This window comes from Streptomyces sp. SID8374, assembly GCF_009865135.1.
Taxonomy (GTDB): domain Bacteria; phylum Actinomycetota; class Actinomycetes; order Streptomycetales; family Streptomycetaceae; genus Streptomyces.
Window position 1 is genome coordinate 3,741,184 of sequence record NZ_WWGH01000001.1, and the last position, 25,893, is coordinate 3,767,076.

A 25,893-nucleotide genomic window follows, 5' to 3' on the forward strand; every position below is an offset into this window, starting at 1 on the left:
TGCCGGGGGCGGGTGTGAAGGGCCGTCTACTCGGCGATCGGCAGGTAGACCCGGTTGCCGGCCGCCGCGAACTCCTTCGACTTCTCGGCCATGCCCTCCTCGATCTCCTCCTGCGAACCGCCGTGCTGACGGCGGATGTCCTGGGAGATCTTCATCGAGCAGAACTTCGGCCCGCACATGGAGCAGAAGTGCGCCGTCTTCGCCGGTTCGGCGGGCAGTGTCTCGTCGTGGAACTCCCGGGCCGTATCCGGGTCGAGGGCCAGGTTGAACTGGTCCTCCCAGCGGAACTCGAACCGCGCGTCGGAGAGCGCGTCGTCCCACTCCTGCGCGCCCGGGTGCCCCTTGGCGAGGTCGGCCGCGTGGGCGGCGATCTTGTAGGTGATGACCCCGGTCTTCACGTCGTCCCGGTTGGGCAGCCCCAGGTGCTCCTTGGGCGTGACGTAGCAGAGCATCGCCGTGCCCCACCAGGCGATCATCGCGGCGCCGATGCCCGAGGTGATGTGGTCGTAGGCGGGCGCCACATCCGTGGTCAGCGGGCCGAGCGTGTAGAACGGCGCCTCCTCGCAGATCTCCTGCTGAAGGTCGATGTTCTCCTTGATCTTGTGCATCGGGACGTGCCCGGGGCCCTCGATCATCGTCTGGACGCCGAACCGCTTGGCGATCGTGTTCAGCTCGCCCAGCGTCCGCAACTCGGCGAACTGCGCCTCGTCGTTGGCGTCCGCGATCGAACCGGGGCGCAGCCCGTCACCGAGGGAGTAGGTGACGTCGTACGTCGCGAGGATCTCGCAGAGCTCCTCGAAGTGCTCGTAGAGGAAAGACTCCTTGTGGTGCGCCAGGCACCAGGCCGCCATGATCGACCCGCCGCGCGAGACGATCCCGGTCTTACGACGGGCCGTCAGCGGGACGTACGGCAGGCGCACTCCGGCATGCACCGTCATGTAGTCCACGCCCTGCTCGGCCTGTTCGATGACGGTGTCCTTGTAGATCTCCCAGGTCAGCTCCTCGGCCCGGCCGTCCACCTTCTCCAACGCCTGGTAGAGCGGCACCGTTCCGATCGGCACGGGGGAGTTGCGCAGCACCCACTCGCGGGTGGTGTGGATGTTGCGGCCGGTGGACAGGTCCATGACCGTGTCGGCGCCCCACTTGGTCGCCCAGGTCATCTTGTCGACCTCCTCCTCGATGGAGGAGGTGACCGCCGAGTTGCCGATGTTGGCGTTGACCTTCACCAGGAACCGCTTGCCGATGATCATCGGCTCGATCTCGGGGTGGTTGACGTTGGCCGGCAGCACCGCCCGGCCCGCCGCGATCTCCTCGCGTACGACTTCGGCCTCGACGTTCTCCCGGATCGCGACGTACTCCATCTCCGGGGTGATCTCCCCCCGACGGGCGTACGCGAGCTGGGTGACGGGCCGTCCGTCGCGGCTGCGGCGCGGCTGGCGCGGGCGGCCCGGGAAGACGGCGTCGAGGTTGCGCAGCCCGCCGCGCGGCGAGGTGTGCTTGAGCCCGTCGTCCTCGGGGCGGACCGGGCGGCCCGCGTACTGCTCGGTGTCGCCGCGGGCGATGATCCAGTTCTCCCGCAGGGGCGCGAGGCCCCGGCGGACATCGGTGTCGATGGCGGGATCGGTGTACGGCCCCGACGTGTCGTACAGCGTCACGTCCTTGCCGTTGGTGAGGTGCACCTGTCGGACCGGCACCCGGAGGTCAGGGCGCGAGCCCTGGACGTACCCCTTGTGCCAGCCGATGGACTTCCCGGCCTCGCCGTCCGAAGCGCCGTCCGGCGTTCCGTCGTTCTGTTTCGAGGCAGGCGTGCGTGCGTCCGCTGTGGTCATGAGACCTACTCCCTACGCCGGCATTACCCGGTAACAGGTTCGGCGGTCGGCGCAGCGTGTCCCGTACGGATGTACGGCGGTCAGCGCCCTCTCAGCCCGGTGCTCCGAGCTCCCGCGTGTGCAAAGGTGCCTCCACGCTAGCGTCCTTTCCGGCGAGCTGACCAGAGGGCCCTCCCGTTCTTGCGATGATCGCCCCGTGACCTCCCCCCAAAGCGACCCCGCACCCCAGCCGCCCCAGGGCCACAGCCACGGCCACACGCACAGCCACGGCCCCGCCGCCCCGGTCTCCAAGCACCTGCGCAAGGTCATCGCCGCCGTACTGATCCCGTTCGCCACGGCGGTCGTCGTCGGCCTGATCGCGTTCTGGCCCGGCGGCGTCCCCGACCACGAGCGCACCGGCGTCGGATTCGACCGGCAGACCCAGGACGGCAAGGTCGTCCAGGTCGTCAAGGTCGACTGCGCCGACGTCAACGCCGCACAGGTGCCCCCCACCGGTGACACCTCCACCCCCTCGGGCCGCGAGGCCGTCAACGGGCAGGAGGGGGAGTGCGCGAAGGCGACCGTCGAGGTGACCAGCGGCGACGACAAGGGCCGTAAGTTCGTCGAGGTGGTCCAGCCGGACGCGCCCCGCCAACTGCGCGAGGGCCAGGGCGTGGTGGTGGCGTACGCCCCCGACGCGCCCCGCGACCTCCAGTACAGCGTCACCGATGTGAACCGGCGGATCCCGATGACGCTGCTGGCGGCGATCTTCGCCCTGGCGGTGGTCGCGGTGGGCCGGCTGCGCGGGGTGATGGCGCTGGTGGCGCTGGCCGTCTCGTTCGCCGTACTGACCCTGTTCATCCTGCCGGCGATCCTGCAAGGTTCGAATCCGCTGGTGGTGGCGGTGATCGGGGCCAGCGCCATCATGCTGGCGGCGCTCTACATGTGCCACGGGGTGACGGCCCGTACGTCCGTCGCGGTCATCGGCACGCTGATCTCACTGCTGCTGATCGGGCTGCTCGGCTCGCTCTTCATCGGCTGGGCCGATCTGAGCGGCAACACCGACGACAACACCGGCCTCATCCACGGCCTCTACCCGGACATCGACATGAGCGGTCTGCTGCTGGCCGGTGTCATCATCGGATCGCTCGGGGTACTCGACGATGTGACGGTCACCCAGACCTCCGCCGTCTGGGAACTGCACCAGGCGGACCCGCAGATGGGTTGGCGCGGGCTGTACCGGGCAGGTATTCGCATCGGACGGGACCACATCGCCTCCGTCGTGAACACCCTGGTGCTGGCGTACGCGGGCGCGGCGCTGCCCCTGCTGCTGCTCTTCTCCATCGCCCAGAGCAGCGTGGGCACGGTGGCCAACAGCGAGCTGGTCGCCGAGGAGATCGTCCGGACGCTGGTCGGTTCGATCGGTCTGGTCGCCTCGGTGCCGGTGACGACGGTGCTCGCCGCACTGGTGGTCTCCGCGGACCGCCAGGGCGCCGGAACCTCATCGTCCACGGCCGCCGCCCCCGCACGGACCGGCAGGGGTCGCCGCCGTAAGGCGTGAGAGGCGCGAGGCGGGGATGTACGGACCGGCTCAGCCCGCGTTCTGCTCCTCGGCGAGGATGCGGCCGAGCGCTTCCTCCAGGTTCCCGTCGAAGTCACCCAGCGTGTGCTCCTGACCGAGGGGCACCAGCTTGTCGGTCCGGTCGAGAAACGCCACCAACGGTGCCGTACCGGCCCGGAACAGCGCGCGGTCCGCGCCGACCTGAAGGCGGATGTGCACATCGCCGAGCCCCTCGGGCTCGGTCGGCCCGATGTGCACATCGCCGTCGCCGCTCGGGCTGTTGAGCCCGTCCAGCAGCAGCTCACGGCCGAATGCCCAGGTCACAGGGGCATCGCCGGGCAGATGGAACGTCATCCGGATGGCATAGGGATCAGCCACCTCGTACCGGAGCTCCACCGGAATACGGAACGAGAGCTCCTCGGAGACGAGGAAGCTCATCATGACCTCTGCTTGAACCGACTCGCGCATCGTTCAACCCCGCAGTAGATGAAACTGGCCAGGAATGATCCCCCATGGCCCTATTGACGCCATCGTGGTGCACGCGATAGCAGATCACAAGGAGTGATTTTTCAGATACTGATAGAGAACACGAACGAACGCAAGAGGCTCGCCACTTCGCCACGTAGCTGTTCGACTGCGGGCAGCAACCGTTCTTCCCGGTCCAGGGGTACGGAAATGGCCATCGCCGCAATGGTGGCACCGGCTGTGACGGGAATGGCGGCGCAGACGGTCCCCAGTGCGTACTCCTGGCGTTCGATGACCGGTTCACCCCGCCGCAATGTTCGGAGCCGCTCCAGAAGTGCCGCGCGATCTCGCACTGAGTAACGAGTAAGGGGCCGTACGGGGTGCCGGTCGAGGTGGTCCTCGCGGTCCTTCTCGTCCAGCTGGCCGAGAAGACACTGCCCGATCGCGTGTGCGTGGCCGGTCTCCCGGAAGGACGCCCACTCGTCGACCGCCGGGGCGTCGGGGGCGTCCGCGACCGCGATGAGCTCGATCTCGCCGTCGCGGTAGACCGCGCAGTACACCGGGACCCCGATGGCGTCCCGCCAGTGCGCGAGGGAGTCGGTGACGGAGGAGTGGCGGTGTCTCGGGGCCCGGGCGGCGGTCAGGTTCTCGGCGGCCGCACCGAAGTGGAAGACGCCGTTCTCCCGGCGGAGATAGCCCTCGTGGGTGAGCGTGCGCAGCAGGTGGTACGCGGTCGGCAGCGGTAGGCCTGCCTCACGTGCGAGTTGCTTGGCGGGCGCCCCGTCCCGATGGGTGCCCACAGCCTCCAGCAGCCTCAACGCCCGCTGAACCGAACCGATCAACGTCGGGACAGCGGTACTCGATGCCGTGGTCAAAGGTCACCCCCAGGCATGGTGACGGGCCGTCAGCCCTCCCGTGGAGGCCGCCCCCACGGGGCTGCCGCACCAACGACCGGACTGTCGTACAAACCACTGGTCACTCGGTCGGTTCGGTGACAGAGGGTCACATTCCAGATGGCGGCAGCGTTATGTCACTGTATCGGCCGCCTCCGCCAGGAGGGTGTTTTCCTCCGGGACTTAGCTCTGCTGGGCTAATCCGCAGGCCTGTGCGTGCCCCCGCCCCACACCGGCCCGCGGGGCCTCTTCTACCAATCACCACGCGAGGACGAGGAGGACGTGAACTTGCGTACGACGAAGATCAGACCGCCGACCAGCACGACGAAGACCAGCACCTTGAAGAGCAGACTGATCACGAAGCCGATCACACTGGCGATCAGACCGCCGAACACGAAGATCGCGATGACGGGCACCGCGATCCACTTCACCCACCAGGGCATCCCCGCGTATATCTCCCGCACGGCCATCGCCATCTACCTCGTCTCTCTGGGTTCCTGCCTCGATGCTAAGCGCGCGGGGGACCCCGACGGGGACCCCGCAGCCCTTGAAGACCCCTGATCGAACCCTTAGGGAACCCGGGGCCCGGAGGCGCCGGAACCCTCAGCCCTCCGGGGGAGAGAAGACGACCATCACCCGCAGGTCCTCGGTGATGTGGTGGAACTTGTGGGCCACCCCGGCCGGCACATAGACGACGCTCCCCCGGCCGACCTGAGTCGTCTCCATCCCCACCGTGATCGACGCCCGGCCGCTGACGACGAAGTACACCTCGTCCTGCTGGTGCGGCTGCTGCGGATCGAGTGCGCCCGCGTCCAGGGCGTACAGGCCGACGGACATGTTCCGCTCCCGCACGAACTGCAGGTAGGCGCCGTCGTTGGCGGCCCGTTCCGCCTCCAGCTCGTCCAGTCTGAATGCCTTCATGGCCCGTCCGCCCCTAGTGACCCGTGGTACCGGTTCCGTGTGCGCTGTCGGTGTCTGTCAACCACCGATCATGTCTGCCACGATCAGACACATGAAGAATTTCGTAGTCAAGACGATCGCCAACGCGGGTGCGCTGGCCGTGGCCATCTGGCTGATCGGGAACATCACGCTGGAGGGCGGCTCCACCGGCCGCAAGATCCTCACCCTGATCCTGGTCGCGCTGATCTTCGGTGTGGTGAACTTCCTGGTCAAGCCGGTCCTCCAGCTCCTGACCTTCCCGCTGTTCATCCTCACGCTCGGGCTGATCACCCTGGTGGTCAACGCGCTGATGCTGCTGCTGACCTCCTGGCTGGCCGGCGTCTTCGATCTCAGTTTCCATGTCGAGGGCTTCTGGACCGCGGTGCTCGGCGCCCTGATCATCTCGGTCGTCTCCTGGGCCCTCAACATGGTCCTGCCGGACGAGGACTGACCACGGCCCCTCCCCGGGCCGCACGACCACATACGAACGACGGAGCAGCATGAGCACCATGGGCGACGGAACGCGCGCGGTACGCGCCGGACTTCCCGAACCGGAGCAGTACGAACCGACCCTGCCCGGGCCGGTCTTCGCCGCGCACTTCCACCTCTCCGGCGACCCGGTGGGCCCCTATACCTACGGCCGGGACACCAACCCGACGTGGACCCATCTGGAGCGGGCCATCGGCGAGCTGGAGGCGCCCGGCGAGGACGTGAGCACCACCGTGTTCGCCTCCGGCATGGCGGCGATCACCGCCGTGCTGCTCTCCCAGGTCCGCACCGGTGACACCGTGGTGCTGCCGGACGACGGCTACCAGGCGCTGCCGCTCGTACGGGAGCAGCTGACGGCCTTCGGCGTCGAGGTCAAGGCCGCGCCGACCGGGGGCGACGCCCAGCTGGCGCTCCTGGAGGGCGCGAAGCTCCTGTGGATCGAGAGCCCCTCCAACCCGGGCCTGGACGTCTGCGACATCCGTCGGCTCGTGGCCGCCGCGCACGAGGCGGGTGCGCTGGTCGCCGTCGACAACACCCTGGCGACCCCGATCGGCCAGCGCCCGCTGGAGCTCGGCGCGGACTTCTCGGTGGCCAGTGACACCAAGGGCATGACCGGGCACGGCGACATCCTGCTGGGCCACGTCACCTGCCGTGATCCCGGACTGACCGCCGACGTACGCCGCTGGCGCAAGGTGGCCGGTGCGATTCCCGGCCCGATGGAGGCCTGGCTCGCCCACCGCTCGCTCTCCACGCTCCAGCTGCGCATCGACCGGCAGTGCACCACGGCCCTGGCCCTCGCCGAGGCGCTGGCCAAGCGGGCCGAGGTCACCGGGCTGCGGTATCCGGGGCTGCCCACCGACCCGTCGTACGGGACCGCCGTGGGCCAGATGCGGCGCTTCGGTTCGGTGGTGTCGTTCGAGCTGGCCGACCGGGAGACGGCGGAGCGCTTCCTCGCCGCGCTGCGGCTGGTCGACGACGCGACGAGTTTCGGGGGCGTACGTTCCACCGCCGAGCGCCGGGGCCGCTGGGGCGGCGACGCCGTTCCGGAGGGGTTCATCCGCTTCTCGGTGGGCGCGGAGGACCCGGAGGACCTGCTGGCGGACGTGGCGCGGGCGCTGGACGAAGCGGTCCGGTAGGCCGGAGGAGTTTCAGACCGGTGCGTGCGGGCCACTCTCTTGCCATGACCGAACGTCCTGTGGTCAAGCGCACCGCACGCGCCATCCTTCTCGACGGCGACGACCTCGTCCTCATCAAGCGCACCAAGCCGGGGGTCGATCCGTACTGGCTCACGCCCGGCGGCGGGGTGGAGCCGGAGGACGCCACCGTCGTCGAGGCCTTGCACCGTGAGGTCGACGAGGAGCTCGGCGCCAAGATCGTCGATGTGGTGCCCTGCTTCGTCGACACCGTCGAACACATCGCGGACGGCGGCGTCACGGGGGTGAAGGTCCAGCACTTCTTCGTCTGCCGGCTCGCGTCGATGGACATCACCCAGCGGCACGGCCCGGAGATCGACGAACCGTGCGGGGAGTACGAGATCGTCCGGGTGCCGTTCAGCCGGGTCGGGATCGCCGCCGTGCACCTCGTACCGCTCTCCCTGCGCCACTATCTGGACGGCAACATCGAGGGCGTACGGGCGATGCACGCCCCCGACCTGAGCTGACGGCCCCGTACTCGCACGCGGCCGCGCTCCATGTTTCACGTGAAACCGAGCGGCGGACGCTTCGGTTCTCGGCCAGTTCCGGGAAACCGCTGGACGGGCGATCACCGGGTCGGACAGCCTGGCCCCATGCACAGCCCATCACCCCTGCCCCTCGTCGACCTGCCCGTACGGCGCCTCACGCGGGGAGACCTCGTCTCCTGCGCCGACCTCTCCGAAGACCGGGGCTGGCCGCGCGACGAGCACCGATGGGGGCTGCTCCTCTCCGCGGGTACGGGCTACGGGATCGATGACCCCGACGGGAAGGGCCTGGCGGCGGCCTGTGTGGTGATGTCGTACGGGCCCCGGCTGGCGGCCGTCGGCATGCTGCTCGTCGCCGGACGCCACGCCCGTCAGGGGATCGCGCGGCGGCTCATGCGCCATGTGATGGAGGAGGTCGGGCCTACCCCGCTCGCGCTGTACGCCACACCCGAGGGGCAGCCGCTCTACGAGAAGCTCGGCTTCGCCCAGGTGGGCCGGACCGAACGGGTCCTGGGCCGGTTCCGGGCGGAGGACGGGGGTGCGGCGTCTCCGGCAGTGGCCCGGGGCTCGGCCGCGACCACCCGGCCGGCCGCAGCGGATGACCTCCAGGCGATGGTCCGCCTCGACCTGCCCGTCTTCGGTATCGACCGCACCCACCTCATCGCCCGGCTCCCGGCCTTCTCGGACCGGCTCCAGGTCGCGGAGGAGAACGGCGAGCTGACCGGCTACGCGGCCCTCTGGCCGAGCGGCGACGCCCATGTCGTGGGCCCGCTCGTGGCGCGGGACACGGCCACCGCGAAGGCCCTCGTCACCGCGCTGGCGGCCACGACGGACCGGCCGCTGCGGGCCGACGTGGACGCGCGCCACGAGGAGCTGCTCGGCTGGCTGGTGGAGCGCGGCCTGGAGCCGGGCTCCCGGACCGCGGTGATGACGTACGGCATCGAGGACCTCCCCGGTGACGCCTCCCGCAGGTTCGCCCCGCTGACCATCGCGACGGGCTGAGGCCCCTGCTGCGGGTGCTCCGCCTCAGCCGAGGGAGTCCGCCGCGGCGGACGCGAACCCGTGGTCCTGCTCCGGCGCTCCGCCGCCGACGCCGATGGCCCCGATCAGCCGGCCGTCGCGGTGCAGGGGGACCCCGCCTGCGATGAAGAGGAGCGGGCGGTCCAGTGCGGTCGGCAGGGTGTGGAAGAGCCCGCCGGGCTGCACCGCGTCGACCAGGTCCGCGGTGGGGGCGTCGAGTTGCAGCGCGGTGAACGCCTTACGGGTGCTGGTCTCTCCGGCGATGAGGACGGCCCGGTCCTCGCGCCGGAAGGCCAGCAGGTGGCCGCCCGCGTCCACGACGCTCACGGCGACGGCGACCCCGGCCGCCTCGGCGGCGGTGCGGGCTGCTGTGACGAGGGCCTCGGCGTCCTGGATGGTCAGCGGGGCGACAGCGGTGGTGGTGCTCATGGAACTGCTCCTGATCGTTGTGCGGTGGGGTGGGTGGTGCGGTTGGGGGCTCGGGGCGGGGCTCAGTGCCGGGCGGCCGGGGCGGTGACCGGAGCGGGGGTGCTCCCGGCGACGATCCGGCCTTCGGCGGTGTCGGTACGGCGCTCCAGCAGGCTGGAGACCACGGCCAGGACCAGGGCGGAGGCGGCGAGGGCCGCGCCGACCCAGTTGGGGGCGGTGTAGCCGAGACCGGCGGCGATCACGAGGCCGCCGAGCCAGGCGGCGAGGGCGTTGCCGAGGTTGAAGGCCCCGATGTTGACGGCGGAGGCCAGGGTGGGGGCGCCTGCCGCCTGGTCGAGGACCCGCTTCTGCAGCGGGGGCACGGTCGCGAAGCCCAGGGCGCCGATCAGGACGATGGTGACGGCCGCGGTCGCCTTGTTGTGGGCGGTCACGGTGAACAGGGCGAGGACGAGGGCGAGCGCGCCGAGCGAGACGTACAGCATCGGCATCAGATGGCGGTCGGCGAACCGTCCGCCGACCAGGTTGCCGCCCACCATGCCGAGGCCGAAGAGGACCAGCAGCCAGGTGACGGAGGAGGCCGAGTAGCCGGCGACCCCGGTCATCATCGGGGTGATGTAGGTGATCGCGGCGAAGACTCCGCCGAAGCCCAGGACGGTCATGGCCATCGCGAGGAGGACCTGGACGTTGCGGAACGCGGCCAGTTCGTGGCGGATGCGGACGCCTTCGGGCCTGGGCTGCTCGGGGACGAGCTTCGCGACGCCGAGGAGCCCGATCACGCCGAGGAGGGCCACGATGACGAACGTGGTGCGCCACCCGGCGGACTGCCCGATGTAGGTGCCGAGCGGGACACCGACGACGTTGGCGACGGTGAGCCCGGTGAACATCATGGCGATGGCACCGGCCTTCTTCTGCGGGGCGACCAGATCGGCGGCGACCACCGAGCCGATGCCGAAGAAGGCACCGTGCGCGAGGGAGGCGACCACCCGGCCGGCGAGCATGACGCCGAAGACGGGGGCGAGGGCGGAGACCAGGTTGCCCACGATGAACAGCCCCATCAGGAGCATCAGCATCCGCTTACGGGTGACCCGGGTGCCCAGGAGGGTCATCAGCGGGGCACCGAGGACGACCCCGAGCGCGTAGCCCGTCACCAGGAAGCCTGCGGTCGGGATCGAGACCTGGAAGTCCGCGGCCACCTCGGGGAGCAACCCCATGATCACGAACTCGGTCGTCCCGATCCCGAATGCCCCGATGGCCAGGGCCAGGAGCGCGAGCGGCATGGGTTCCACCTTCCCTGAAGATTGCGTCTGCGCCTTACGAGCGTCCACAATAATTGCAGACGCTGGTTAATTGCAAACACGGGCTATTGCAGGCGTCCCCTATCCTGGAACCACGCAGCTCCCGCCCGGAGGAGAGACCATGACCGCGACCGACCCCGCGCTGACCGCCCTGGCCCAGGGCTGGTGCGCCCTCTCCCTGCTCCACGGGAAGATCGAGGCCCGCATCGAGCGCGCCCTCCAGTCGGGCCACGGGCTCAGCGCGCGTGAGTACTCGCTCCTCGATGTGCTGAGCCGGCAGCACAGCGGCCCCGGCGGCCATCTCCAGATGAAGCAGGTCGCCGACGCCGTGGTCCTCAGCCAGAGCGCCACCACCCGGCTGGTCACCAGGCTGGAGGACCGGGGGCTGCTGACCCGGTACCTGTGCGACACCGACCGCCGGGGCATCTACACCGATGTCACCGAGACCGGCCTCACCCTGCTCGCGGAGGCCCGGCCGACCAACGACAGCGCCCTGCGGGCGGCGCTGGACGAGGCCTCGGAGAACCCCGAGCTCGCGCCCCTGGTCCGGGCCGTGGAAGAGCTGAAGGCCCCGGTCCGACAGCCGCGGAGCGCGTAATCTGCCGATCATGAGTGATCTTGAGATACGCCCCGTTGCCGAGACCGACCTCGACGCCGTGGTGGACATGCTGGCCGACGACCCCCTCGGCGCGCAGCGCGAGTCGCCGGACGACCTCACCCCGTACCGCGCCGCGCTCCGGCGGCTGGCCGACGACCCGAACCAGCATGTCGTCGTCGCCGTCCGCGAGGGCCGTGTGGTCGGGACCCTCCAGCTGACCGTGGTCCCCGGGCTGTCCCGGCGCGGCGCCGTCCGGTCGATCATCGAGGCCGTCCGCATCCACGCCGACGAGCGGGGCAGCGGCCTCGGTACGCAGCTGATCCAGTGGGCGGTCGACGAATCCCGCCGTCAGGACTGCCAGTTGGTACAGCTGACCTCGGATGCCACCCGTAAGGACGCGCACCGCTTCTACGAGCGGCTCGGGTTCACGGCCAGCCACGTGGGCTTCAAGCTCGCGCTCTGAAGGGCTCTTCGAAAGGCCTCTCTGAACGACAACGGCCGGTGGGGTGGGTGTTTCACGTGAAACACCCACCCCACCGGCCGTCATGGCTCAGGCGTCAGCCGCCGAGCCCCCGCCAGCCCGCCGGGTCCAGCCCCCCGGGAACGTCCGCTCCCGCCTCATAGGGCTCACGGGTGAAGGCGAACGAGCCGAGGTCGAGATGGTCGACCGAACCGTCGTCCCTCCGTACGACGCGGAGGGTCTCCCCCGCGTAGTAGTCGTCCTGGCCCGTCCAGGTGCCGTCCGGCCGGGGGACGAAGGCGGCTCCGCGCCCGGTACCGCCCAGCGGCCTGAGTTCGAGGCCCCGGCCCCCGGTCAGCCGCAGCGTGAACGTATGGGTCCCCCAGTGCCAGATCCCGGTCAGTGCCAGCAGCTCCTCGTCGGCCTCGGGAAGCGGGCGCCAGGGCTCCGGGATCCGCGGCTCCGCGTCCGCCACGATGCTCAGGAGTTCGGCGGCCACCGTGGCGGCGGGCAGCCCCGAGGTGGCGTTGGCGAGAGCGACCGCGGCGACATCGTCCTCCTCGCTGAACCAGAGGCCGGCGACGAACCCGGGCAGCGAGCCCGCGTGCCCGAAGAGGACCCGGCTGCCGGTCTTCACGAGCTGGAGGCCCAGTCCGTATCCGCTTCCCCCGGCCTCGGCGGCGGGCGCGGCGGGCGTCCTCATCTCCCGTACGGAAGAAGCCGACAGGACCCGGTCGTCCCCCTCGGCCAGAAAGGCGGCGAACCGCAGCAGGTCGGCCGGGGTCGACCAGAGCTGACCCGCGGGCGCCATCAGTCCGAGGTCCTCGGCGGGCTCGCTCACCACCACATCGGCCCACGGGTGCACGGCCCAGCCCTCCGCGTACGGAGCGACCGGCCCGCCCGTCGTACGGTCCATGCCCAGCGGCTCCAGGATCTCGCGGCGCAGCGCCTCCTCCCAGGAGACCCCGCGCACGGCTTCGACCAGCGAACCGAGCAGGGTGTAGCCCGGGTTGGAGTAGTGGAAACGGTGGCCCGCCGGATGCATCTGCGGCCGCTCACCGAGCACATCGGCGAGCTCGGGACGCAGCGTCCCCGGGGTCCGCTCCCACCAGGGGGCGGGCGCCTCGGCACCGAGTCCCGCGCTGTGGCCGAGCAGTTGGAAGACGGTCGCACCGCCCGAGCCGGTGCCGGGAAGGTGCTTCTCCAGCTGGTCGTCCAGGTCGATCAGCCCCTCGTCGCGCAGCCGCAGGACCAGAACAGCCGTGAACGTCTTGGTGATCGACCCGATCCGGTACTGCGTATCGGCATCCGGGGCCCGCCCCTCCAGGCCCGTACGACCCCCGCTCCAGACGATCCGCCCCTCCCGCTGCACCGCGGCCGCGAGCGAGGGCGCACGGCCTTCCCGCTGCGCGGTGGCGAGACGGTGGAGGAGCGAGCGACGGGTGCCGGGGAGCAGTTCTTCACTGGGAGAAGTCATGGTCAACCCATACCCGACGGGCCGCCGCCTGACGAGAGGATTACCGGGCGCGGGGCCTCGCGCCGTCCGAGTGTAGGATCTCGCCGCCCGTGGCATATGGCATCCCGCTGACCAGCGGCTTCATGCCTGTCTCAGTCGATGTCCACGCGCTTATGTCTCAGGTTGCGTGGCATTTCCTCGCGAACGGCTTGGCCGGTCAAAGGGAACAGGCTGTGGGGTGCCCGTCATCCGCTCTTCGCCTGAGCCCATTCGAGAAGGGCCTCGATGGCATCGAGGAGTTCGTCCGGAGTGCGGAGATCGCGATGTTCTTGCCGGATCTGGCTACTAGGTCCTGTCGTCAAATGTCACGCCCACATCAGGAGTGACGCGAGCGTGACGGCCGCTTCGTAGGACTGGGCGGTTTTGTCGTAGCGGGTGGCGATGCCGCGCCACTGCTTCAGGCGGTTGAAGCACCGTTCCACGACGTTGCGGTGCTTGTAGGCCTCGCGGTCGAAGGCCGGCGGGCGGCCACCGCGACTGCCCCGCCTGGCCCGGTTGCCGACCTGGTCGGCACGCTCGGGAATCGTGTGAGGGATGCCGCGGCGGCGAAGCCAGGCGCGGATCGCTTTCGAGCTGTAGCCCTTGTCGCCCAGGACGTGATCGGGCCGGGTGCGGGGTCGCCCCGGTCCGATCCGGGGCACCCGGATCGCTTCCATCACGGCGGTGAACCGGGTGCAGTCGTTGGTGTTGCCGCCCGTGACGACGAAGCCGAGCGGACGGCCTCTGCCGTCACAGGCAAGATGAATCTTGCTGGTCAGGCCGCCCCTGGACCGCCCGAGGGCCGGGTCGCGGAGCCCCCTTTTCGAGCCCCCGCCCCATGCTGGTGGGCCCGGACGATCGTGGAATCGACCGACACCAGCCACTCGATGTCGCCCGCCGCGTCCGCTTCCGCCTGGGCGGCCCGCAGCATTCGGTCGAACGTTCCGTCCGCCGCCCACCTGCGGAAACGGGTATGCAGCGTGGCCCACGGACCATAGCGCTCGGGCACGTCCCGCCAGGCCGTCCCGGTCCGGAACTTCCACACGATCCCGTTCAGGACCCTGCGGTCGTCCAGCCGCTTCCGCCCCCGCAACGACACGGGCAGCAACGGCCGGACGAACTCCCACTCAGCATCGGACAGTTCATGGCGACGTATCACGACACCATGATCCACCAGCGATGATCATTTGAAGACACTGCCTAGCCCAGTCACCGCACTCCAGCTCAGCTTCGCCGCTGTCCCAGACGATGAGCATGGCGACATAGTCGTCGGTCTCCACCGTCATCCATGCGCTGGTCTTGGGTCGACCGTCATCAGGTGATCGTTGGATGTCACCCGTGACCCCGCGTGATCGCAGTTGCTCCTCGTTCTCGGTGAACCAGGTATGGAGCCTCTGCGGCAGCTCATTCATCCCGCGCCGCGCTCTCCCGGTCTTCACGGCATGGGAGTAAATCCCGCTGACTGGTCGAGCATGAAGGGGGCCCCGGGGCTCGCCGGATTCCAACCCTGTGCCCGTGCTTCACGGATGCTCGCGGCAACGCAACCTGGCCGGATGGGCTCTGCCTCGATATCCAACCAGTTGCTGGGATGTGGCTGACCGCTGGTGACGACCAAGGTCGTGCTGGGCTGGTCAGCATTGGCGATTTCCACCGAAAAAGTCAGCGGCGTCCAGCACAGTCCTTGCGAGTAGGAGGGCTTCCTGCGGATTCGCCAGCGGTACTCGGTCCCGTCAATGGTGATCCGTCGGGACCCCTTCTTGTTCAGCGCCATTACGCCCCCTCTCCCGTCTCGGACTGTAGCGTCCCGTCCTTGCCCCGTCCGAGATTCCTGGCAGCAGCCACGACCTCTTCCCCGAAGACGGTCAGCTTCATGGCCCGGCCCCGCTCGGCCCGCTCGAAGAGGGACTGTCCGAGGTCCGCTTCGAGGCGGTTGATCTGGACCACCAGGGCCGACCGGTGGATACCGAGGTCTCGGGCTGCTTCGGTGAGGGTGGGATAGGACCGGGCTGCCAGGAAGCGCGAGAGCCGCTGCCGCGCGGACGGGCCAGTGAGAGCTTTTCGAAGGATGGCGGGAAGAGCCTCGGCTTCATCGGCGGTGCGGAGGACGGCGTGGTGACTGGCTCCGCCGCGGGGGCGGAGAGGGATCTTGTGGCTGTGGGCCCAGCGGGCCATGTTCGCGGGGCTCATGCCGGTTTCGCGGGCGAGATCGGGCAGCGTTCGCCGGCGGACGACGTACTGCTCGATGAGCCATGCTCGTTCGATGGTTCCGCGTCGCTTGTAGTCCTGGGGTCCGTCGCGGACTGGGATGTCGTACTCGTGGGCGAGAGCTGTCAGCAGTTGCCTGGAGAAGCCGGTGCGTTCGGCGATCTGCTGTAGCGAGCAGTGTTCGTCCAGGTAGAGACGGGCGAAGGTCTCTTTCGGCACTTCGTGACGAGCTTTGAGGCGGATGAGGCCGGTCACCTGGGCGGTGGGCTGGTTCGGTGGGAGTGCGGGGGCGGGATGTTCATCCAGCACGAGGCGGATGGCCTCGATGCTGGTGCCGAAGGTCTCGGCCGCATGCTGGACCGGGCTCTTGCGCTGCCGGACGAGCTTGTGCAGCTGGGCAACATCGATGCGGTCCGGATCAGGTCCGGGCAGGTCGAGTCCGGTCAGCAGGGTGACGGGCGGCTGCCAGGTAACCGGCTCGTCGTGAATTCCGTGGTCGGCGAGGAAGGTGCGGGCTTCATTGGCCAACGCCTGCGCCAGATCCGGGATTTGGATGGTGGCGAAGCGGACGGCCTCGGCCCGGAACCATGCTTCGTTGATGCTGGAGTGTCCGGGGGCGGCCTCGGCGGGAAGGCCGCTGATGTGCTGGAACAGCTGGCAGCGGACGACCCGCTCGCGGAGCCCGTTGCCGGGCATGGCGCCGGTGTGGCGGCAGATGTCCCGCCAGCGCTCGTGCGGCAGCAACTGCATGTAGTCCAGGCGGCGGCGCCGCTGGTAGTTGATGGGAACCTCGGTCGTGTCGAGGTGATCGGAGAGCCGGATCAGTGCGGTGACGGTGTCCGGCCAGGGCTGCTGGTCGTCCAGTATCTGCAAGATGCGGGAGATCCCGATGCCGTCGGTGACTGATCCGAGGTGTTCAGCAGCGTCCTCAAGGCGGACCTTGCTGTCGATGACCAACAGCGACGCGGCCAGGACCGGAGCGAGGGTGCGGGGGTAGACGCCGTCGGGAGGGGTGAGCCGGACCGTCCAGGAAGGCCAGAGCATGCTGGGGATCTTCCGCGCCCGACGGGTGATCTCCCCGACCGTTCTTTTCGGGAGCCGGGGGATGGCGGTGGGGGTGCGATAGCGCAGGTGTTCGCTGGGCCGGAGCGAGGGGGCGAGGGCGGCCAGATTCACCGCGCTCAGCACGGGACTCTGTCCGCGTCCCCAGCTGTCGATACTGGTGGGGCTGATCTGCCAGAGTTCTTCCCGCATCGCGTCCAGCAGGCCACGCAGCTCGGTCCCCGCCCGGTGAATATCGGGCTGTCCGAGGACGTGCAGGGCGATACTCACCGCGACGGCCGTACTCACGGCTCGCGGTGGGGCCATGAAGCCGGGCCGTTCCACGGCTCGCAGGGCGAGTTGGGAGCCGGGCTCGACGGTGAAGTGGTCCTCGGCGATGTCCGCCGGCACCAGGTTCCTGATGTCGTGTCCGGGCAGGTCTGCCAGTACCCGCCCGCCGATCGCCCGGAGGTCAGCCAGTGCCGCCCGGGACGGCTGTGGGCTGAGCGCGTAGGAGCCGAAGGCTGCGCTGTCCGTCTCGATGACGTTCATCAGCAGCTCCTGGGCCCTGAGCGCGGGATGCTCCGCGGGCAGTCGGAGCGTACGGGTCAGTGAAAGATCGAAGCCGCAGCCGCCGGAAAGTGGTCCGCCTTTGTAGGCGGCCGGATTGCCGCATTGTCCCGGGCGGGGAACGACTCTCCCGGAGCGAGGCCGCTGACGGGGAATGCGTCCGCACTCCGGGCAAAAGTCCGCCAGCAGCCGGCCATGGCGAGGGCAGGCGAAAGCCCAGCCCAGACGCCAGAACAACGGCCAACGCCCGCCGGTCTCCCGCAGGCAGTCCGGACAGAACCGCGAGCCCCGGCCGCGTCCCCAGAGGACACGGCGGTTCACATACCGCCGCTCGAAATTGATCTCCACGGCACGTGAGTCGAAGTGGGCGAGCGTCATGCCCGTGACGGTCTGCTCGTCGAGCCCGCTCGCGTGCGTGATGGCCCCGATCTGCTGCTCGTTGAGCAGAATCGTCCAGTCTGAGGGAATGCCCCGAAGGTGATTCCCTGACCGGTCCCTGACCGGGAGTCCCAGATGCCGCAAAACCTCGCCGAGCTGGGCATCCAGTCTCCCGGCCAGCGCCTCCAGCCAGGAATCGAGTGCCTCGCCTGCCAGGGGACGCATCCGGATCGGCAGGGTTCGGACGATGTCGTTCATGCCGCCGGGCGGCGCTGGGAGCGCGGACGGCTCGTCAGCTGCCTTTTCTCCTGGGCCGCTTCGAGCTCCTTGCGGGCCGCCTCGGATGCCTCATCGTTCTTCACCCCGTCGAGCAGGTCACGGTTGAGGCGTTCGGCGCCGCTGCGAACCGCCCGCTGGCAGCCCCGATTGATGAGTGTCATGAGGGAGCCGATGTGTCCGGTGCTGCGGGCGAAGAGGTAATCGGAGAGGTCGTCCGCGAGCATCCCGGGATGCTTGTCGGCCAGGACGACGCGCTGTTCAAGTGCCAGCAGCATCTGCCGCCATTCCCGTCGGTCGACCTCGGACTTAATCGTGAAGGGCCGCATGCCCAGCCGGGTGGTGCGGCGCCCGGTCTGAGCCAGTGCTGTGTCCCGCCTGGTGTCGCCCTCGCTGAACAGGCCCTTGTCGGCGAGGCCCACGCCGATCATTACGAGCGTCACGGGGAACTCGTTGGCGATCCACTTAAGGTGGTTGCTGACCTCGATGCCGTTCTTCTGGTTCCACTTCAGGAAGTGCAGATCATCGAGTGCGAGCAGGCGGACCTCGCAGGACACCACACAGTCCAGGGCGCGCTGACCGAACTGGGCGGTGGTCCCGCGGTTGCGCCCGGGATGGCCGAAGAACTCCAGCAGGGACCGGTTGAGATCCTTCATCCCGGTGTTGCCGGTCAGTCCGACCCGGCAGACCGGGAGGCGTTCATGCCCCGCCTCGGTGAAGGCGCCTTGCTCGGCGATCTCCCTGCGATGGAACTCGCCGAGGAAGGCCAGCACCGAGGTGGTCTTCCCGAGTCCGGGGAACGCGTCGACCGCCACGGCGCCCTTCGCCTTGTCGCCGTCCTGTACGTTGCTGTCGACGATGTCCCACAAGTCGTCGTGCAGTTCCGCCAGCTGAGGCGTCTTGATCGGCCCCAGGTTGGCATGCCACACCCGCAGCAGCCGATCACGCTCAACTCTCGCCTCCGCGCCCAGGGCTTTCACTTGGCGGCGGGTCAATTGTTCGGGCTGAATCCGGCGCGGGGTCTCGGCGAACGCCTTCCAGTCCTCCTTCCGCGACAGGGCCAGATTGCCCAGGCTCGGCGAGCCGACCGCACTCACACGTCCTCCAGAGCGTCCGCGTAGAAGTCGTCCTCGGCGGCGAGATCTTCCAGATCGGCCTCGTCGTCATCGCCCATCTCGACGCTCTCCGGCAGCAGTTCTTCCACCTGTCCCTCCAGGGCTTCGGCCTGCCCGAGGGCTTTGCGTACGGAGGGAAGGGATACGACACTCTCCTCCTCGGTTGCGGGCAGTTCGATGGCGGCCTGCTCACGCGCGAGCCGCAGGACCATGCGCCGTTCCACCAAGGTTGTGCCCAACCCGAGGTTCCAGCGCTCCAGCAGATCGGCGACGGCCAGCCGGTCATCGGGGAAGCGGTATTTCTGAGCGGCCAACTGACGAGCGAAGACCAGCGCGTCCTCGCTCAGCGGCATCCGCGCCGACGGCGCGTGTTCCCACGTCAGGGTGTGCCACTCGCGGGTTGTGGGGTTGCGGAAGTAGATCCGGGTGATGTCATCCGGGTTCACCTGGAACGGCCAGCCGTTCTTCACCGGGCCGTCGTAGGGGCTGCGGATACCCGCCTCCGGCAGACCCGGTCCGCTGTAGCGGCGGCGGCCGATCTCGACGCCGTAGTGCTGGACCGTGCGCCACTTCGTCTGCAGGAACTCAAAGGCAAGGTCCCGGTCACGGGGGACCTCGATATAGCCGGCCCTCGCCATGCCGTGCTCGAACATCTTCGCCGGGGACATCCGCAGCCCAGGCACCCCCGGATCGACCAGACCCTCATGCGGCCGGCAGTGATAGACCACCGCCGTCCACTCCCGGACGATCACCTCCAGCTCATCGAGGAAGAAGAACGCGTCGTCCTCCGGACTCTCACCCCGGGACTGGATGTCGGGGCCCTTGTAGCCCGGCAACACCTGCAACAGCCCCTCGCGCAAGGTCCGGAAATAGCGCTCAACTGGCCCTTTGTCACGCCCTGTTCGAAGCCGTGCTGGCTGGATCGAGATGCCCATCCGGCGGCAGACGCTGGTCAGATGCTCCGAGACATAGACCTTGCCGTGGTCGACGACCAGCGTCTCGGGGGCCAACGGAGGAGACGCGAGCCCCGGGCCTTCGGCTCCCTCGACGTCGACCAGGACGGTGCGGGGAATGCCGTGCTCGGGCCAGACCGCGTGCCGCGGCCAGTCCCGCCCCGCAGGGCGGGGCCGGAACGACTGGAAGAGCACCGCGCTGACGTCTACCGCCTTCGTGGAGACCGGCGTGATGCGGAGCCCGGTGATGCAGCGGGTGTACCAGTCCATCGCGACCGTCAGCTCTGCCCGGACCCACTTGAGCGTGAACGGGTCGAACGCGAACACGTCCAGCCGAGTGGAGTCCATCAACAGGTACTCACCGGGCCGCGTCGGCCGCAGCTTCCCGTACGGACCCTCCGGACGCCCCGCGATATCCCGGTTCCGCTTCGTACTCAGCCGGAACAGCGGATGCCGCCGCTCCAAGCCCTCCAGCACCCGAAACGCCGTCGCCCGGCTCGGCTGCGGCACTACCTCCGGACCGAACCGGGCAATCACCCGGGCCCTCGTCCGCTCGATCACCAGCGTCCGCGATGGCTTCGACTGGTCGGTGTACTCGACCATAACCTCCAACGCGGTCTCCACCCACCGGTCATCGACCGACGGCGGCACCGGCCCGGACAAGCCGTGTTTCGAGACGAGCCCGGCCTCACCGTGACGCCGAAAATCCGCGACCCATTGCTTGATCGAGCGGACCGACACCCCAAGTTCCCGAGCCTTCGCTGCGTACTTGGCCTCGGCCAACTCGTCATCGCCGTACTCGGTGCGAGGTTCTCCTTCGCGTACGAGTTCCGCGCTGCCTGAGCGGTAGCCCGTCAGGACCTCGCGGACATGTTCAGCTCGTTCGAGGACTTTCCGACGCTCACCATCACGCAGCTGGCTCAGGACAACTGAAGCAATTTCTTCAGCATCATCTGCCGCCGGACCGGTCTGTTCAGGAACAATCTCGGCGCGGTCGGAGAACAACAGCTCCTTCAGGGACAGCCGCCGGACGCAGCCGTGCCCGTCCTTGAGGACCACCTCGTTTCCCGCGGTCGTCGCCGCCAGCTCGACCACTTCGACGGTCTCGCCGTCATAGCGGAATCGCGTACCGACTCCAACACGAGCTCCGGCCCTGCTCATGCTGGCTGCCGCAGCGTGTGCGACGGGCTGAGCGGCCGGTCGAGATCGGTAACCAGATTCTGCGTCCAGAGCAAATGGTGGATGGCTGACCGAACTTGGAGATCCGGGTGGCCAGGCAGACAGTCCGCGGCTCGCCCCAAGGGCACTCCATCGAGATCAAGTCCACGAAGCTCTTCCAGAACTGCGGCGCTGAATAGCCAGTCCCTGCGGTAGCCCGCCAGGAACCGGACGTTCTCCAGCTGCACCGGCGGAGGATCGCTCCAGACCTCGTACTTCCATCCGCGCGACTCCACCGCCTGCCGGGTCCAGTCGAAGGTGAACGCGATCTCGGGCTTGGACAAGCGGTGCAGCGGCTTGACGTCGACGATCACCGGCGCCTGGTCAGTGAGCAGGAGAAAGTCCGGGATGTGCTTGCGGATCTTCCCATCCAGCACGGTCTGAAGCAGGAAGGGCTGAGCCACGACGCCGTGGACGGCGCGATCGAAGTCCGCGAAGAGCAATCGGGCCAGTTCCAGGCGGGACTCGTAGATCACGTGGTCACGTATGGTCGCCGACCAGTAGGTACCGGAGTAGTGCTTCTGCCCTCGGTACCAGCGGAATACCCGCCACGGAGCCGCAGAGGACAACAGATCCTTTGAAGCGGCGGTCCAGGCACACTCCTCGACCTCGTCGCCATCATGGCGGCGCACTCTGACCACGACTTCTGCAGCAATGCCCAAGGCGTACCCCCACCAGGACTGGTCCGTACAGCCAGACTGCCTGCCGTCGAAAGCAGACGCCTGGGCTTGGAGCCAAGGAGCCCGAAAGAGTGAACACGCCGACCTGCTTGTCTCACGGCCGCTTCATAAGTGCAGCCGATATGAAGCGGAGCGTGAGACTGTGCAGCGAAATCTGAGACCCTACACCGAGCCCGGTCAGGTCTGCGCCATGTCCACGAAACGCGAGTAGTGGCCCTGGAAGGCCACGGTGATGGTGGCCGTCGGGCCGTTACGGTGCTTGCCGACGATGATGTCGGCCTCGCCCGCACGCGGGGACTCCTTCTCGTACGCGTCCTCGCGGTGGAGCAGGATGACCATGTCGGCGTCCTGCTCGATGGAGCCGGACTCACGCAGGTCGGAGACCATCGGCTTCTTGTCCGTGCGCTGCTCGGGGCCACGGTTCAGCTGCGAGAGCGCGATCACCGGGACCTCCAGCTCCTTGGCCAGCAGCTTCAGGTTTCGGGACATGTCCGATACCTCCTGCTGACGGCTCTCGGATCGCTTCGAGCCGCCGGCCTGCATCAGCTGCAGATAGTCGATGATCACGAGCTTGATGTCGTTGCGCTGCTTGAGCCGACGGCACTTCGCGCGGATCTCCATCATCGACAGGTTGGGGGAGTCGTCGATGTAGAGCGGGGCGGCCGAGACCTCGGGCATCCGGCGTGCGAGCCGGGTCCAGTCCTCGTCCGTCATCGTGCCGGACCGCATGTGGTGCAGGGCCACCCGCGCCTCGGCCGACAGCAGACGCATCGCGATCTCGTTGCGCCCCATCTCGAGGGAGAAGATGACGCTGGGCAGGTTGTTCTTGATCGACGCGGCGCGCGCGAAGTCCAGTGCAAGCGTGGACTTGCCCATGGCGGGGCGGGCCGCGATGACGATCATCTGACCGGGGTGCATGCCGTTCGTCAGGGCGTCGAGGTCCGTGAACCCCGTCGGGACACCCGTCATCTCACCGCTGCGCGAGCCGATGGCCTCGATCTCGTCGAGTGCACCCTCCATGATGTCGCCGAGGGGGAGGTAGTCCTCGCTGGTGCGCTGCTCGGTGACCGCGTAGATCTCGGCCTGCGCGGAGTTGACGATCTCGTCGACGTCCCCGTCGGCCGCGTATCCCATCTGCGTGATCTTCGTGCCGGCCTCGACGAGCCGCCGGAGGACCGCCCGCTCATGGACGATCTCCGCGTAGAAGGAGGCGTTGGCCGCGGTCGGGACGGACTGCACCAGGGTGTGCAGGTACGGTGCCCCGCCGACCTTGGTGATCTCCCCGCGCTTGACCAGCTCGGCGGCGACCGTGATCGGGTCGGCCGGCTCGCCCTTGGCGTAGAGGTCGAGGATCGCCGTGAAGACGGTCTCGTGCGCCGGGCGGTAGAAGTCGTGGCCCTTGATGACCTCGACGACCTCGGCGATGGCGTCCTTGGACAGCAGCATGCCGCCGAGGACGGACTGCTCCGCGTCCAGGTCCTGGGGCGGCACCCGTTCGAAGGAGGGGGAGCCGCCGCCCCAGCCCTCGTCCGAACCCCGGTCGTGCCGGTCCTCGCGGCCCCCCTTGCGCTCCCCGCGGCGCTGGCGGGAGGCGGGCAGACGGTCGCCGGGACCAGCCTCGGTCCAGGGGTCGTCCAAAGGCTCGGGAATGCTCACCGGGCCCACCTCCTCCCGTCCGCTTCGCGGACCTAGCCGTGCCACTCTTTCTTACGGCACGGCACCGACAAACAAGTCGCCCGACTCCGCTTCCGGCGCGTCTGGTTCTGCTGATTCCGGTGCCGGAACGGAGTGCGGGCGCCGGACCACGGTAGGCCTGTCTCCACCGTCAGCCAATCTGGTTATCCACAGGGCATGTGGACGAAGGACCAGATGCTGTGGAGAACTCCTCGGAACCTGTGCACGGACCGGGGGACAGCACTGTGGACAAACTCATAGCAGGATCCCTATCACCCGCTTGACCTGCATGTTCTCCGTCCACTGACTGTGGGGGAGAAAAACTTTCACCCCGATTTCAAGATCACTGCAAGCGGCGCCCGGATGAGCACCCCATGGGAGTGCCAGTAAGGGACAATGAGCCATTGCATCTCTTACCTGTGGAAGATTAGATTGGCCCCCATGACCCCGGCCCCCACCACTCCCCGAACAGGCCGTCGACGGCACGACCGCGAGATCATCGCCCTCGCCGTACCGGCGTTCGGCGCGCTGGTCGCCGAGCCCCTGTTCGTGATGGTCGACAGCGCCATCGTCGGCCACCTCGGCACCCCGCAACTGGCCGGTCTCGGGATCGCCGCGGCCCTGCTGATGACCGCCGTGAGCATCTTCGTCTTCCTCGCCTACGCCACCACGGCCGCCGTCGCCCGACGCGTCGGCGCCGGCGATCTGCCCGCCGCGATCCGCCAGGGCATGGACGGCATCTGGCTCGCCCTGCTCCTCGGAGCCGTCGTCGTGGCGCTCGCCATCCCCTCGGCCCCCTGGCTCGTCGACGTCTTCGGCGCCTCCGACACCGCCGCCCCGTACGCCATCACCTATCTGCGGATCTCCAGCTTCGGCATCCCGGCGATGCTCGTCGTCCTCGCCGCCACCGGCGTACTGCGCGGACTCCAGGACACCCGTACCCCGCTGTACGTCGCCTTCGGCGGTTTCACAGCGAACGGCATCCTCAACGTGGTCCTCGTCTACGGGGCCGGGCTCGGCATCGCCGGTTCCGCCTGGGGCACGGTGATCGCCCAGGTGGGCATGGCCGTCGCCTATCTGATCGTGGTCGTGCGCGGAGCCCGTAGACACGGCGCCTCCCTGCGCCCCGACGCCGCCGGCATCAGAGCCAGCGCCCGCGCGGGCGTGCCGCTCCTGGTCCGGACCCTGTCGCTCCGGGCCGTCCTCATGATCGCCACCGCTGTGGCCGCCCGGCTCGGGGACGTGGACATCGCCGCGCACCAGATCATCCTCTCCCTCTGGAGCCTGACCGCTTTCGCACTCGACGCCATCGCCATCGCGGGGCAGGCGATCATCGGCCGGTACCTGGGGGCCAACGACGAGAAGGGGGCGCGCGAGGCCTGCCGTCGCATGGTCGAGTGGGGCATCGGCTGCGGCATCGCGCTCGGGGTGCTGATCATGCTCGCCCGGCCTCTCTTCATCCCGCTCTTCACCAGCGATCCGGCGGTGAAGGACACCCTGCTCCCCGCCCTCCTGGTCGTGGCGGTCTCCCAGCCGATCGCCGGAGTGGTCTTCGTCCTGGACGGCGTACTGATGGGAGCGGGAGACGGACGCTATCTCGCGTGGGCCATGCTCGTGACGCTGGCCGTCTTCGCTCCCGTCGCGCTCCTGGTGCCGACCCTCGGCGGCGGCCTCACCGCGCTCTGGTGGGCGATGACGCTGATGATGGCCGTCCGGCTCATCACCCTCTGGGTGCGTACCCGCTCCGGCCGGTGGATCGTCACCGGGGCGACCCGCTGATCCGCAGGCTCTGCGGACCCGTTGTTTCACGTGAAACAGAGACGGACACAACCCGCGCTGTTTCACGTGAAACACGCCCACCCCAGCACACAGCAAAGGGCCGCACCCCAACGGGATGCGGCCCTCCACCTGCTCTGCCGAGCTCTGCCCTTAGGCAGCAACAACCTCGACGGCCAGCTTCGCAGCGACCTCGGGGTGCAGACGGACGGACACCTGGTGCCCGCCCAGCGTCTTGATCGGCGAACCGAGCTCGACGCGACGCTTGTCGACGTCCGGACCACCGGCGGCCTTGATCGCCGAAGCGACGTCAGCCGGGGTGACCGAGCCGAAGAGACGGCCGGCGTCGCCGGAGCGAACGGCCAGACGGACCTTCACGCCCTCGAGCTTGGCCTTGATCTCGTTGGCCTGCTCGATCGTCGCGATCTCGTGGATCTTGCGGGCGCGGCGGATCTGCGCCACGTCCTTCTCGCCGCCCTTGGTCCAGCGGATGGCGAAGCCACGCGGAACCAGGTAGTTACGGGCGTACCCGTCCTTGACGTCGACGACGTCGCCGGCGGTGCCGAGGCCGGAGACCTCGTGGGTGAGGATGATCTTCATGCTGTTGTCACCCTTCCCTTATCGCGCGGTGGACGTGTAGGGCAGCAGCGCCATCTCACGGCTGTTCTTGACAGCCGTGGCGACGTCACGCTGGTGCTGCGTGCAGTTGCCGGTGACGCGGCGGGCACGGATCTTGCCGCGGTCGGAAATGAACTTCCGCAGCATGTTCGTGTCCTTGTAGTCCACGTACTGGGTCTTGTCCTTGCAGAACGCGCAGACCTTCTTCTTAGGCTTGCGCACAGGCGGCTTCGCCATGGTGTTTCTCCTGTGTGATCAA

At 68.6% G+C, this 25,893-nt stretch carries 25 protein-coding genes and 1 riboswitch; of the genes, 8 read left to right on the forward strand and 17 right to left on the reverse strand.

Features of this window, described 5'->3' with window-relative positions:
* Positions 1-26: 26 nt before the first annotated feature.
* Positions 27-1,829, reverse strand: a complete 1,803-nt coding sequence (gene thiC, locus GTY67_RS16380; protein ID WP_161279181.1) for a phosphomethylpyrimidine synthase ThiC — start codon at positions 1,827-1,829, stop codon at positions 27-29.
* Positions 1,822-1,955, reverse strand: a riboswitch (TPP riboswitch). Its footprint overlaps the gene before it by 8 nt.
* A 70-nt stretch (positions 1,956-2,025) precedes the next feature.
* Here thiC and GTY67_RS16385 point away from each other — a divergent pair.
* A complete protein-coding gene (locus GTY67_RS16385; protein WP_093686832.1) occupies positions 2,026-3,369 on the forward strand; it encodes a YibE/F family protein in 1,344 nt (447 codons plus the stop codon).
* A gap of 30 nt (positions 3,370-3,399) precedes the next feature.
* On the opposite strand, the gene GTY67_RS16390 is transcribed toward GTY67_RS16385, so the two are convergent.
* From GTY67_RS16390 to GTY67_RS16405, 4 genes are all read right to left on the reverse strand, one after another.
* On the reverse strand, positions 3,400-3,837 hold the full coding sequence (locus GTY67_RS16390) for an SsgA family sporulation/cell division regulator (RefSeq protein ID WP_015609883.1): 438 nt from the start codon (positions 3,835-3,837) through the stop codon (positions 3,400-3,402).
* Positions 3,838-3,938: 101 nt separating this feature from the next.
* On the reverse strand, positions 3,939-4,709 hold the full coding sequence (locus GTY67_RS16395; RefSeq protein WP_305125180.1) for a helix-turn-helix domain-containing protein: 771 nt from the start codon (positions 4,707-4,709) through the stop codon (positions 3,939-3,941).
* Between the two features lie 269 nt (positions 4,710-4,978).
* A complete protein-coding gene (locus tag GTY67_RS16400; RefSeq protein ID WP_093686876.1) occupies positions 4,979-5,191 on the reverse strand; it encodes a DUF5326 family protein in 213 nt (70 codons plus the stop codon).
* Between the two features lie 139 nt (positions 5,192-5,330).
* Positions 5,331-5,648, reverse strand: coding sequence for a cupin domain-containing protein (locus GTY67_RS16405; protein ID WP_015609880.1), 318 nt, complete (start codon positions 5,646-5,648; stop codon positions 5,331-5,333).
* A gap of 91 nt (positions 5,649-5,739) precedes the next feature.
* Here GTY67_RS16405 and GTY67_RS16410 point away from each other — a divergent pair, with 91 nt between their 5' ends.
* The 4 genes from GTY67_RS16410 to GTY67_RS16425 all read left to right on the forward strand — a co-directional run bounded on the left by GTY67_RS16410 (position 5,740) and on the right by GTY67_RS16425 (position 8,835).
* On the forward strand, positions 5,740-6,117 hold the full coding sequence (locus tag GTY67_RS16410) for a phage holin family protein (RefSeq protein WP_161279182.1): 378 nt from the start codon (positions 5,740-5,742) through the stop codon (positions 6,115-6,117).
* Positions 6,118-6,166: 49 nt separating this feature from the next.
* A complete protein-coding gene (locus tag GTY67_RS16415) occupies positions 6,167-7,291 on the forward strand; it encodes a cystathionine gamma-lyase (RefSeq protein WP_093686829.1) in 1,125 nt (374 codons plus the stop codon).
* 44 nt (positions 7,292-7,335) lie between these two features.
* Complete coding sequence (locus GTY67_RS16420; protein WP_093686828.1) at positions 7,336-7,815, forward strand: NUDIX hydrolase; 480 nt, start codon at positions 7,336-7,338, stop codon at positions 7,813-7,815.
* A 126-nt stretch (positions 7,816-7,941) separates the two neighbouring features.
* Positions 7,942-8,835 carry a GNAT family N-acetyltransferase gene (locus GTY67_RS16425; RefSeq protein WP_093686827.1) on the forward strand — a complete coding sequence of 298 codons (894 nt, stop codon included), beginning with the start codon at positions 7,942-7,944 and terminating at the stop codon, positions 8,833-8,835.
* Positions 8,836-8,859: 24 nt separating this feature from the next.
* Here GTY67_RS16425 and GTY67_RS16430 read toward each other — a convergent pair whose 3' ends face one another.
* The gene (locus GTY67_RS16430; protein ID WP_093686826.1) at positions 8,860-9,282 is read right to left on the reverse strand and encodes a heme-binding protein; all 423 of its coding nucleotides are present in this window, start codon (positions 9,280-9,282) and stop codon (positions 8,860-8,862) included.
* A gap of 62 nt (positions 9,283-9,344) precedes the next feature.
* A complete protein-coding gene (locus GTY67_RS16435) occupies positions 9,345-10,559 on the reverse strand; it encodes an MFS transporter (protein ID WP_161279183.1) in 1,215 nt (404 codons plus the stop codon).
* A gap of 139 nt (positions 10,560-10,698) precedes the next feature.
* On the opposite strand from GTY67_RS16435, the gene GTY67_RS16440 reads away from it, so the two are divergent.
* Positions 10,699-11,175, forward strand: coding sequence for a MarR family transcriptional regulator (locus tag GTY67_RS16440; RefSeq protein WP_093686824.1), 477 nt, complete (start codon positions 10,699-10,701; stop codon positions 11,173-11,175).
* Between the two features lie 10 nt (positions 11,176-11,185).
* Positions 11,186-11,638 (forward strand): GNAT family N-acetyltransferase, encoded by a 453-nt coding sequence (locus GTY67_RS16445; RefSeq protein WP_161279184.1) that lies wholly within the window; start codon positions 11,186-11,188, stop codon positions 11,636-11,638.
* Positions 11,639-11,732: 94 nt separating this feature from the next.
* On the opposite strand, the gene GTY67_RS16450 is transcribed toward GTY67_RS16445, so the two are convergent.
* From GTY67_RS16450 to dnaB, 8 genes are all read right to left on the reverse strand, one after another.
* The gene (locus GTY67_RS16450; protein ID WP_161279185.1) at positions 11,733-13,112 is read right to left on the reverse strand and encodes a serine hydrolase domain-containing protein; all 1,380 of its coding nucleotides are present in this window, start codon (positions 13,110-13,112) and stop codon (positions 11,733-11,735) included.
* A 344-nt stretch (positions 13,113-13,456) separates the two neighbouring features.
* Positions 13,457-14,286, reverse strand: a protein-coding gene (locus GTY67_RS16455; RefSeq protein WP_343238740.1) for an IS5 family transposase whose coding sequence is annotated in 2 segments (ribosomal slippage) — positions 13,457-13,947 and positions 13,947-14,286 — 831 coding nt in all. Because the reading frame shifts where the segments join, the coding sequence is not laid out codon by codon here.
* A gap of 279 nt (positions 14,287-14,565) precedes the next feature.
* Positions 14,566-14,901: a hypothetical protein gene (locus GTY67_RS16460; protein WP_093686820.1), complete on the reverse strand. Its 336-nt coding sequence runs from the start codon at positions 14,899-14,901 to the stop codon at positions 14,566-14,568.
* A complete protein-coding gene (locus GTY67_RS16465) occupies positions 14,901-17,582 on the reverse strand; it encodes a TniQ family protein (RefSeq protein ID WP_161279186.1) in 2,682 nt (893 codons plus the stop codon). The genes GTY67_RS16460 and GTY67_RS16465 overlap by 1 nt, the downstream gene beginning before the upstream one ends.
* Positions 17,579-18,697 carry an ATP-binding protein gene (locus tag GTY67_RS16470; protein WP_161279187.1) on the reverse strand — a complete coding sequence of 373 codons (1,119 nt, stop codon included), beginning with the start codon at positions 18,695-18,697 and terminating at the stop codon, positions 17,579-17,581. Before GTY67_RS16470 ends, GTY67_RS16465 begins: the two co-directional genes overlap by 4 nt.
* Positions 18,694-20,829 carry a helix-turn-helix domain-containing protein gene (locus GTY67_RS16475; RefSeq protein ID WP_161279188.1) on the reverse strand — a complete coding sequence of 712 codons (2,136 nt, stop codon included), beginning with the start codon at positions 20,827-20,829 and terminating at the stop codon, positions 18,694-18,696. The genes GTY67_RS16470 and GTY67_RS16475 overlap by 4 nt, the downstream gene beginning before the upstream one ends.
* On the reverse strand, positions 20,826-21,548 hold the full coding sequence (locus GTY67_RS16480) for a TnsA-like heteromeric transposase endonuclease subunit (RefSeq protein WP_202461466.1): 723 nt from the start codon (positions 21,546-21,548) through the stop codon (positions 20,826-20,828). The genes GTY67_RS16475 and GTY67_RS16480 overlap by 4 nt, the downstream gene beginning before the upstream one ends.
* Positions 21,549-21,743: 195 nt before the next feature.
* Entirely contained in the window at positions 21,744-23,222 is a 1,479-nt protein-coding gene (dnaB, locus tag GTY67_RS16485) for a replicative DNA helicase (RefSeq protein ID WP_093686815.1), read from the reverse strand.
* 459 nt (positions 23,223-23,681) lie between these two features.
* Here dnaB and GTY67_RS16490 point away from each other — a divergent pair, with 459 nt between their 5' ends.
* A complete protein-coding gene (locus GTY67_RS16490; protein WP_161279189.1) occupies positions 23,682-25,019 on the forward strand; it encodes an MATE family efflux transporter in 1,338 nt (445 codons plus the stop codon).
* Between the two features lie 150 nt (positions 25,020-25,169).
* Here the strand turns inward: GTY67_RS16490 and rplI are convergent, their stop codons facing one another.
* A complete protein-coding gene (rplI, locus tag GTY67_RS16495; protein WP_018513854.1) occupies positions 25,170-25,616 on the reverse strand; it encodes a 50S ribosomal protein L9 in 447 nt (148 codons plus the stop codon).
* 18 nt (positions 25,617-25,634) lie between these two features.
* Positions 25,635-25,871: a 30S ribosomal protein S18 gene (gene rpsR, locus GTY67_RS16500; protein ID WP_003967857.1), complete on the reverse strand. Its 237-nt coding sequence runs from the start codon at positions 25,869-25,871 to the stop codon at positions 25,635-25,637.
* Between the last annotated feature and the right edge of the window lie 22 nt (positions 25,872-25,893).

What these genes read in the sequence shown, in the direction of transcription:
- thiC (WP_161279181.1), bottom strand. Translation starts at nt 1,829, where the DNA reads ATGACCACAGCGGACGCACGCACGCCTGCCTCGAAACAGAACGACGGA.
- GTY67_RS16390 (WP_015609883.1), bottom strand. Translation starts at nt 3,837, where the DNA reads ATGCGCGAGTCGGTTCAAGCAGAGGTCATGATGAGCTTCCTCGTCTCC.
- GTY67_RS16405 (WP_015609880.1), bottom strand. Translation starts at nt 5,648, where the DNA reads ATGAAGGCATTCAGACTGGACGAGCTGGAGGCGGAACGGGCCGCCAAC.
- GTY67_RS16410 (WP_161279182.1), top strand. Translation starts at nt 5,740, where the DNA reads ATGAAGAATTTCGTAGTCAAGACGATCGCCAACGCGGGTGCGCTGGCC.
- GTY67_RS16415 (WP_093686829.1), top strand. Translation starts at nt 6,167, where the DNA reads ATGAGCACCATGGGCGACGGAACGCGCGCGGTACGCGCCGGACTTCCC.
- GTY67_RS16420 (WP_093686828.1), top strand. Translation starts at nt 7,336, where the DNA reads ATGACCGAACGTCCTGTGGTCAAGCGCACCGCACGCGCCATCCTTCTC.
- GTY67_RS16425 (WP_093686827.1), top strand. Translation starts at nt 7,942, where the DNA reads ATGCACAGCCCATCACCCCTGCCCCTCGTCGACCTGCCCGTACGGCGC.
- GTY67_RS16430 (WP_093686826.1), bottom strand. Translation starts at nt 9,282, where the DNA reads ATGAGCACCACCACCGCTGTCGCCCCGCTGACCATCCAGGACGCCGAG.
- GTY67_RS16435 (WP_161279183.1), bottom strand. Translation starts at nt 10,559, where the DNA reads ATGCCGCTCGCGCTCCTGGCCCTGGCCATCGGGGCATTCGGGATCGGG.
- GTY67_RS16440 (WP_093686824.1), top strand. Translation starts at nt 10,699, where the DNA reads ATGACCGCGACCGACCCCGCGCTGACCGCCCTGGCCCAGGGCTGGTGC.
- GTY67_RS16445 (WP_161279184.1), top strand. Translation starts at nt 11,186, where the DNA reads ATGAGTGATCTTGAGATACGCCCCGTTGCCGAGACCGACCTCGACGCC.
- GTY67_RS16450 (WP_161279185.1), bottom strand. Translation starts at nt 13,112, where the DNA reads ATGACTTCTCCCAGTGAAGAACTGCTCCCCGGCACCCGTCGCTCGCTC.
- GTY67_RS16460 (WP_093686820.1), bottom strand. Translation starts at nt 14,901, where the DNA reads ATGGCGCTGAACAAGAAGGGGTCCCGACGGATCACCATTGACGGGACC.
- GTY67_RS16465 (WP_161279186.1), bottom strand. Translation starts at nt 17,582, where the DNA reads ATGAACGACATCGTCCGAACCCTGCCGATCCGGATGCGTCCCCTGGCA.
- GTY67_RS16475 (WP_161279188.1), bottom strand. Translation starts at nt 20,829, where the DNA reads ATGAGCAGGGCCGGAGCTCGTGTTGGAGTCGGTACGCGATTCCGCTAT.
- GTY67_RS16490 (WP_161279189.1), top strand. Translation starts at nt 23,682, where the DNA reads ATGACCCCGGCCCCCACCACTCCCCGAACAGGCCGTCGACGGCACGAC.
- rplI (WP_018513854.1), bottom strand. Translation starts at nt 25,616, where the DNA reads ATGAAGATCATCCTCACCCACGAGGTCTCCGGCCTCGGCACCGCCGGC.
- rpsR (WP_003967857.1), bottom strand. Translation starts at nt 25,871, where the DNA reads ATGGCGAAGCCGCCTGTGCGCAAGCCTAAGAAGAAGGTCTGCGCGTTC.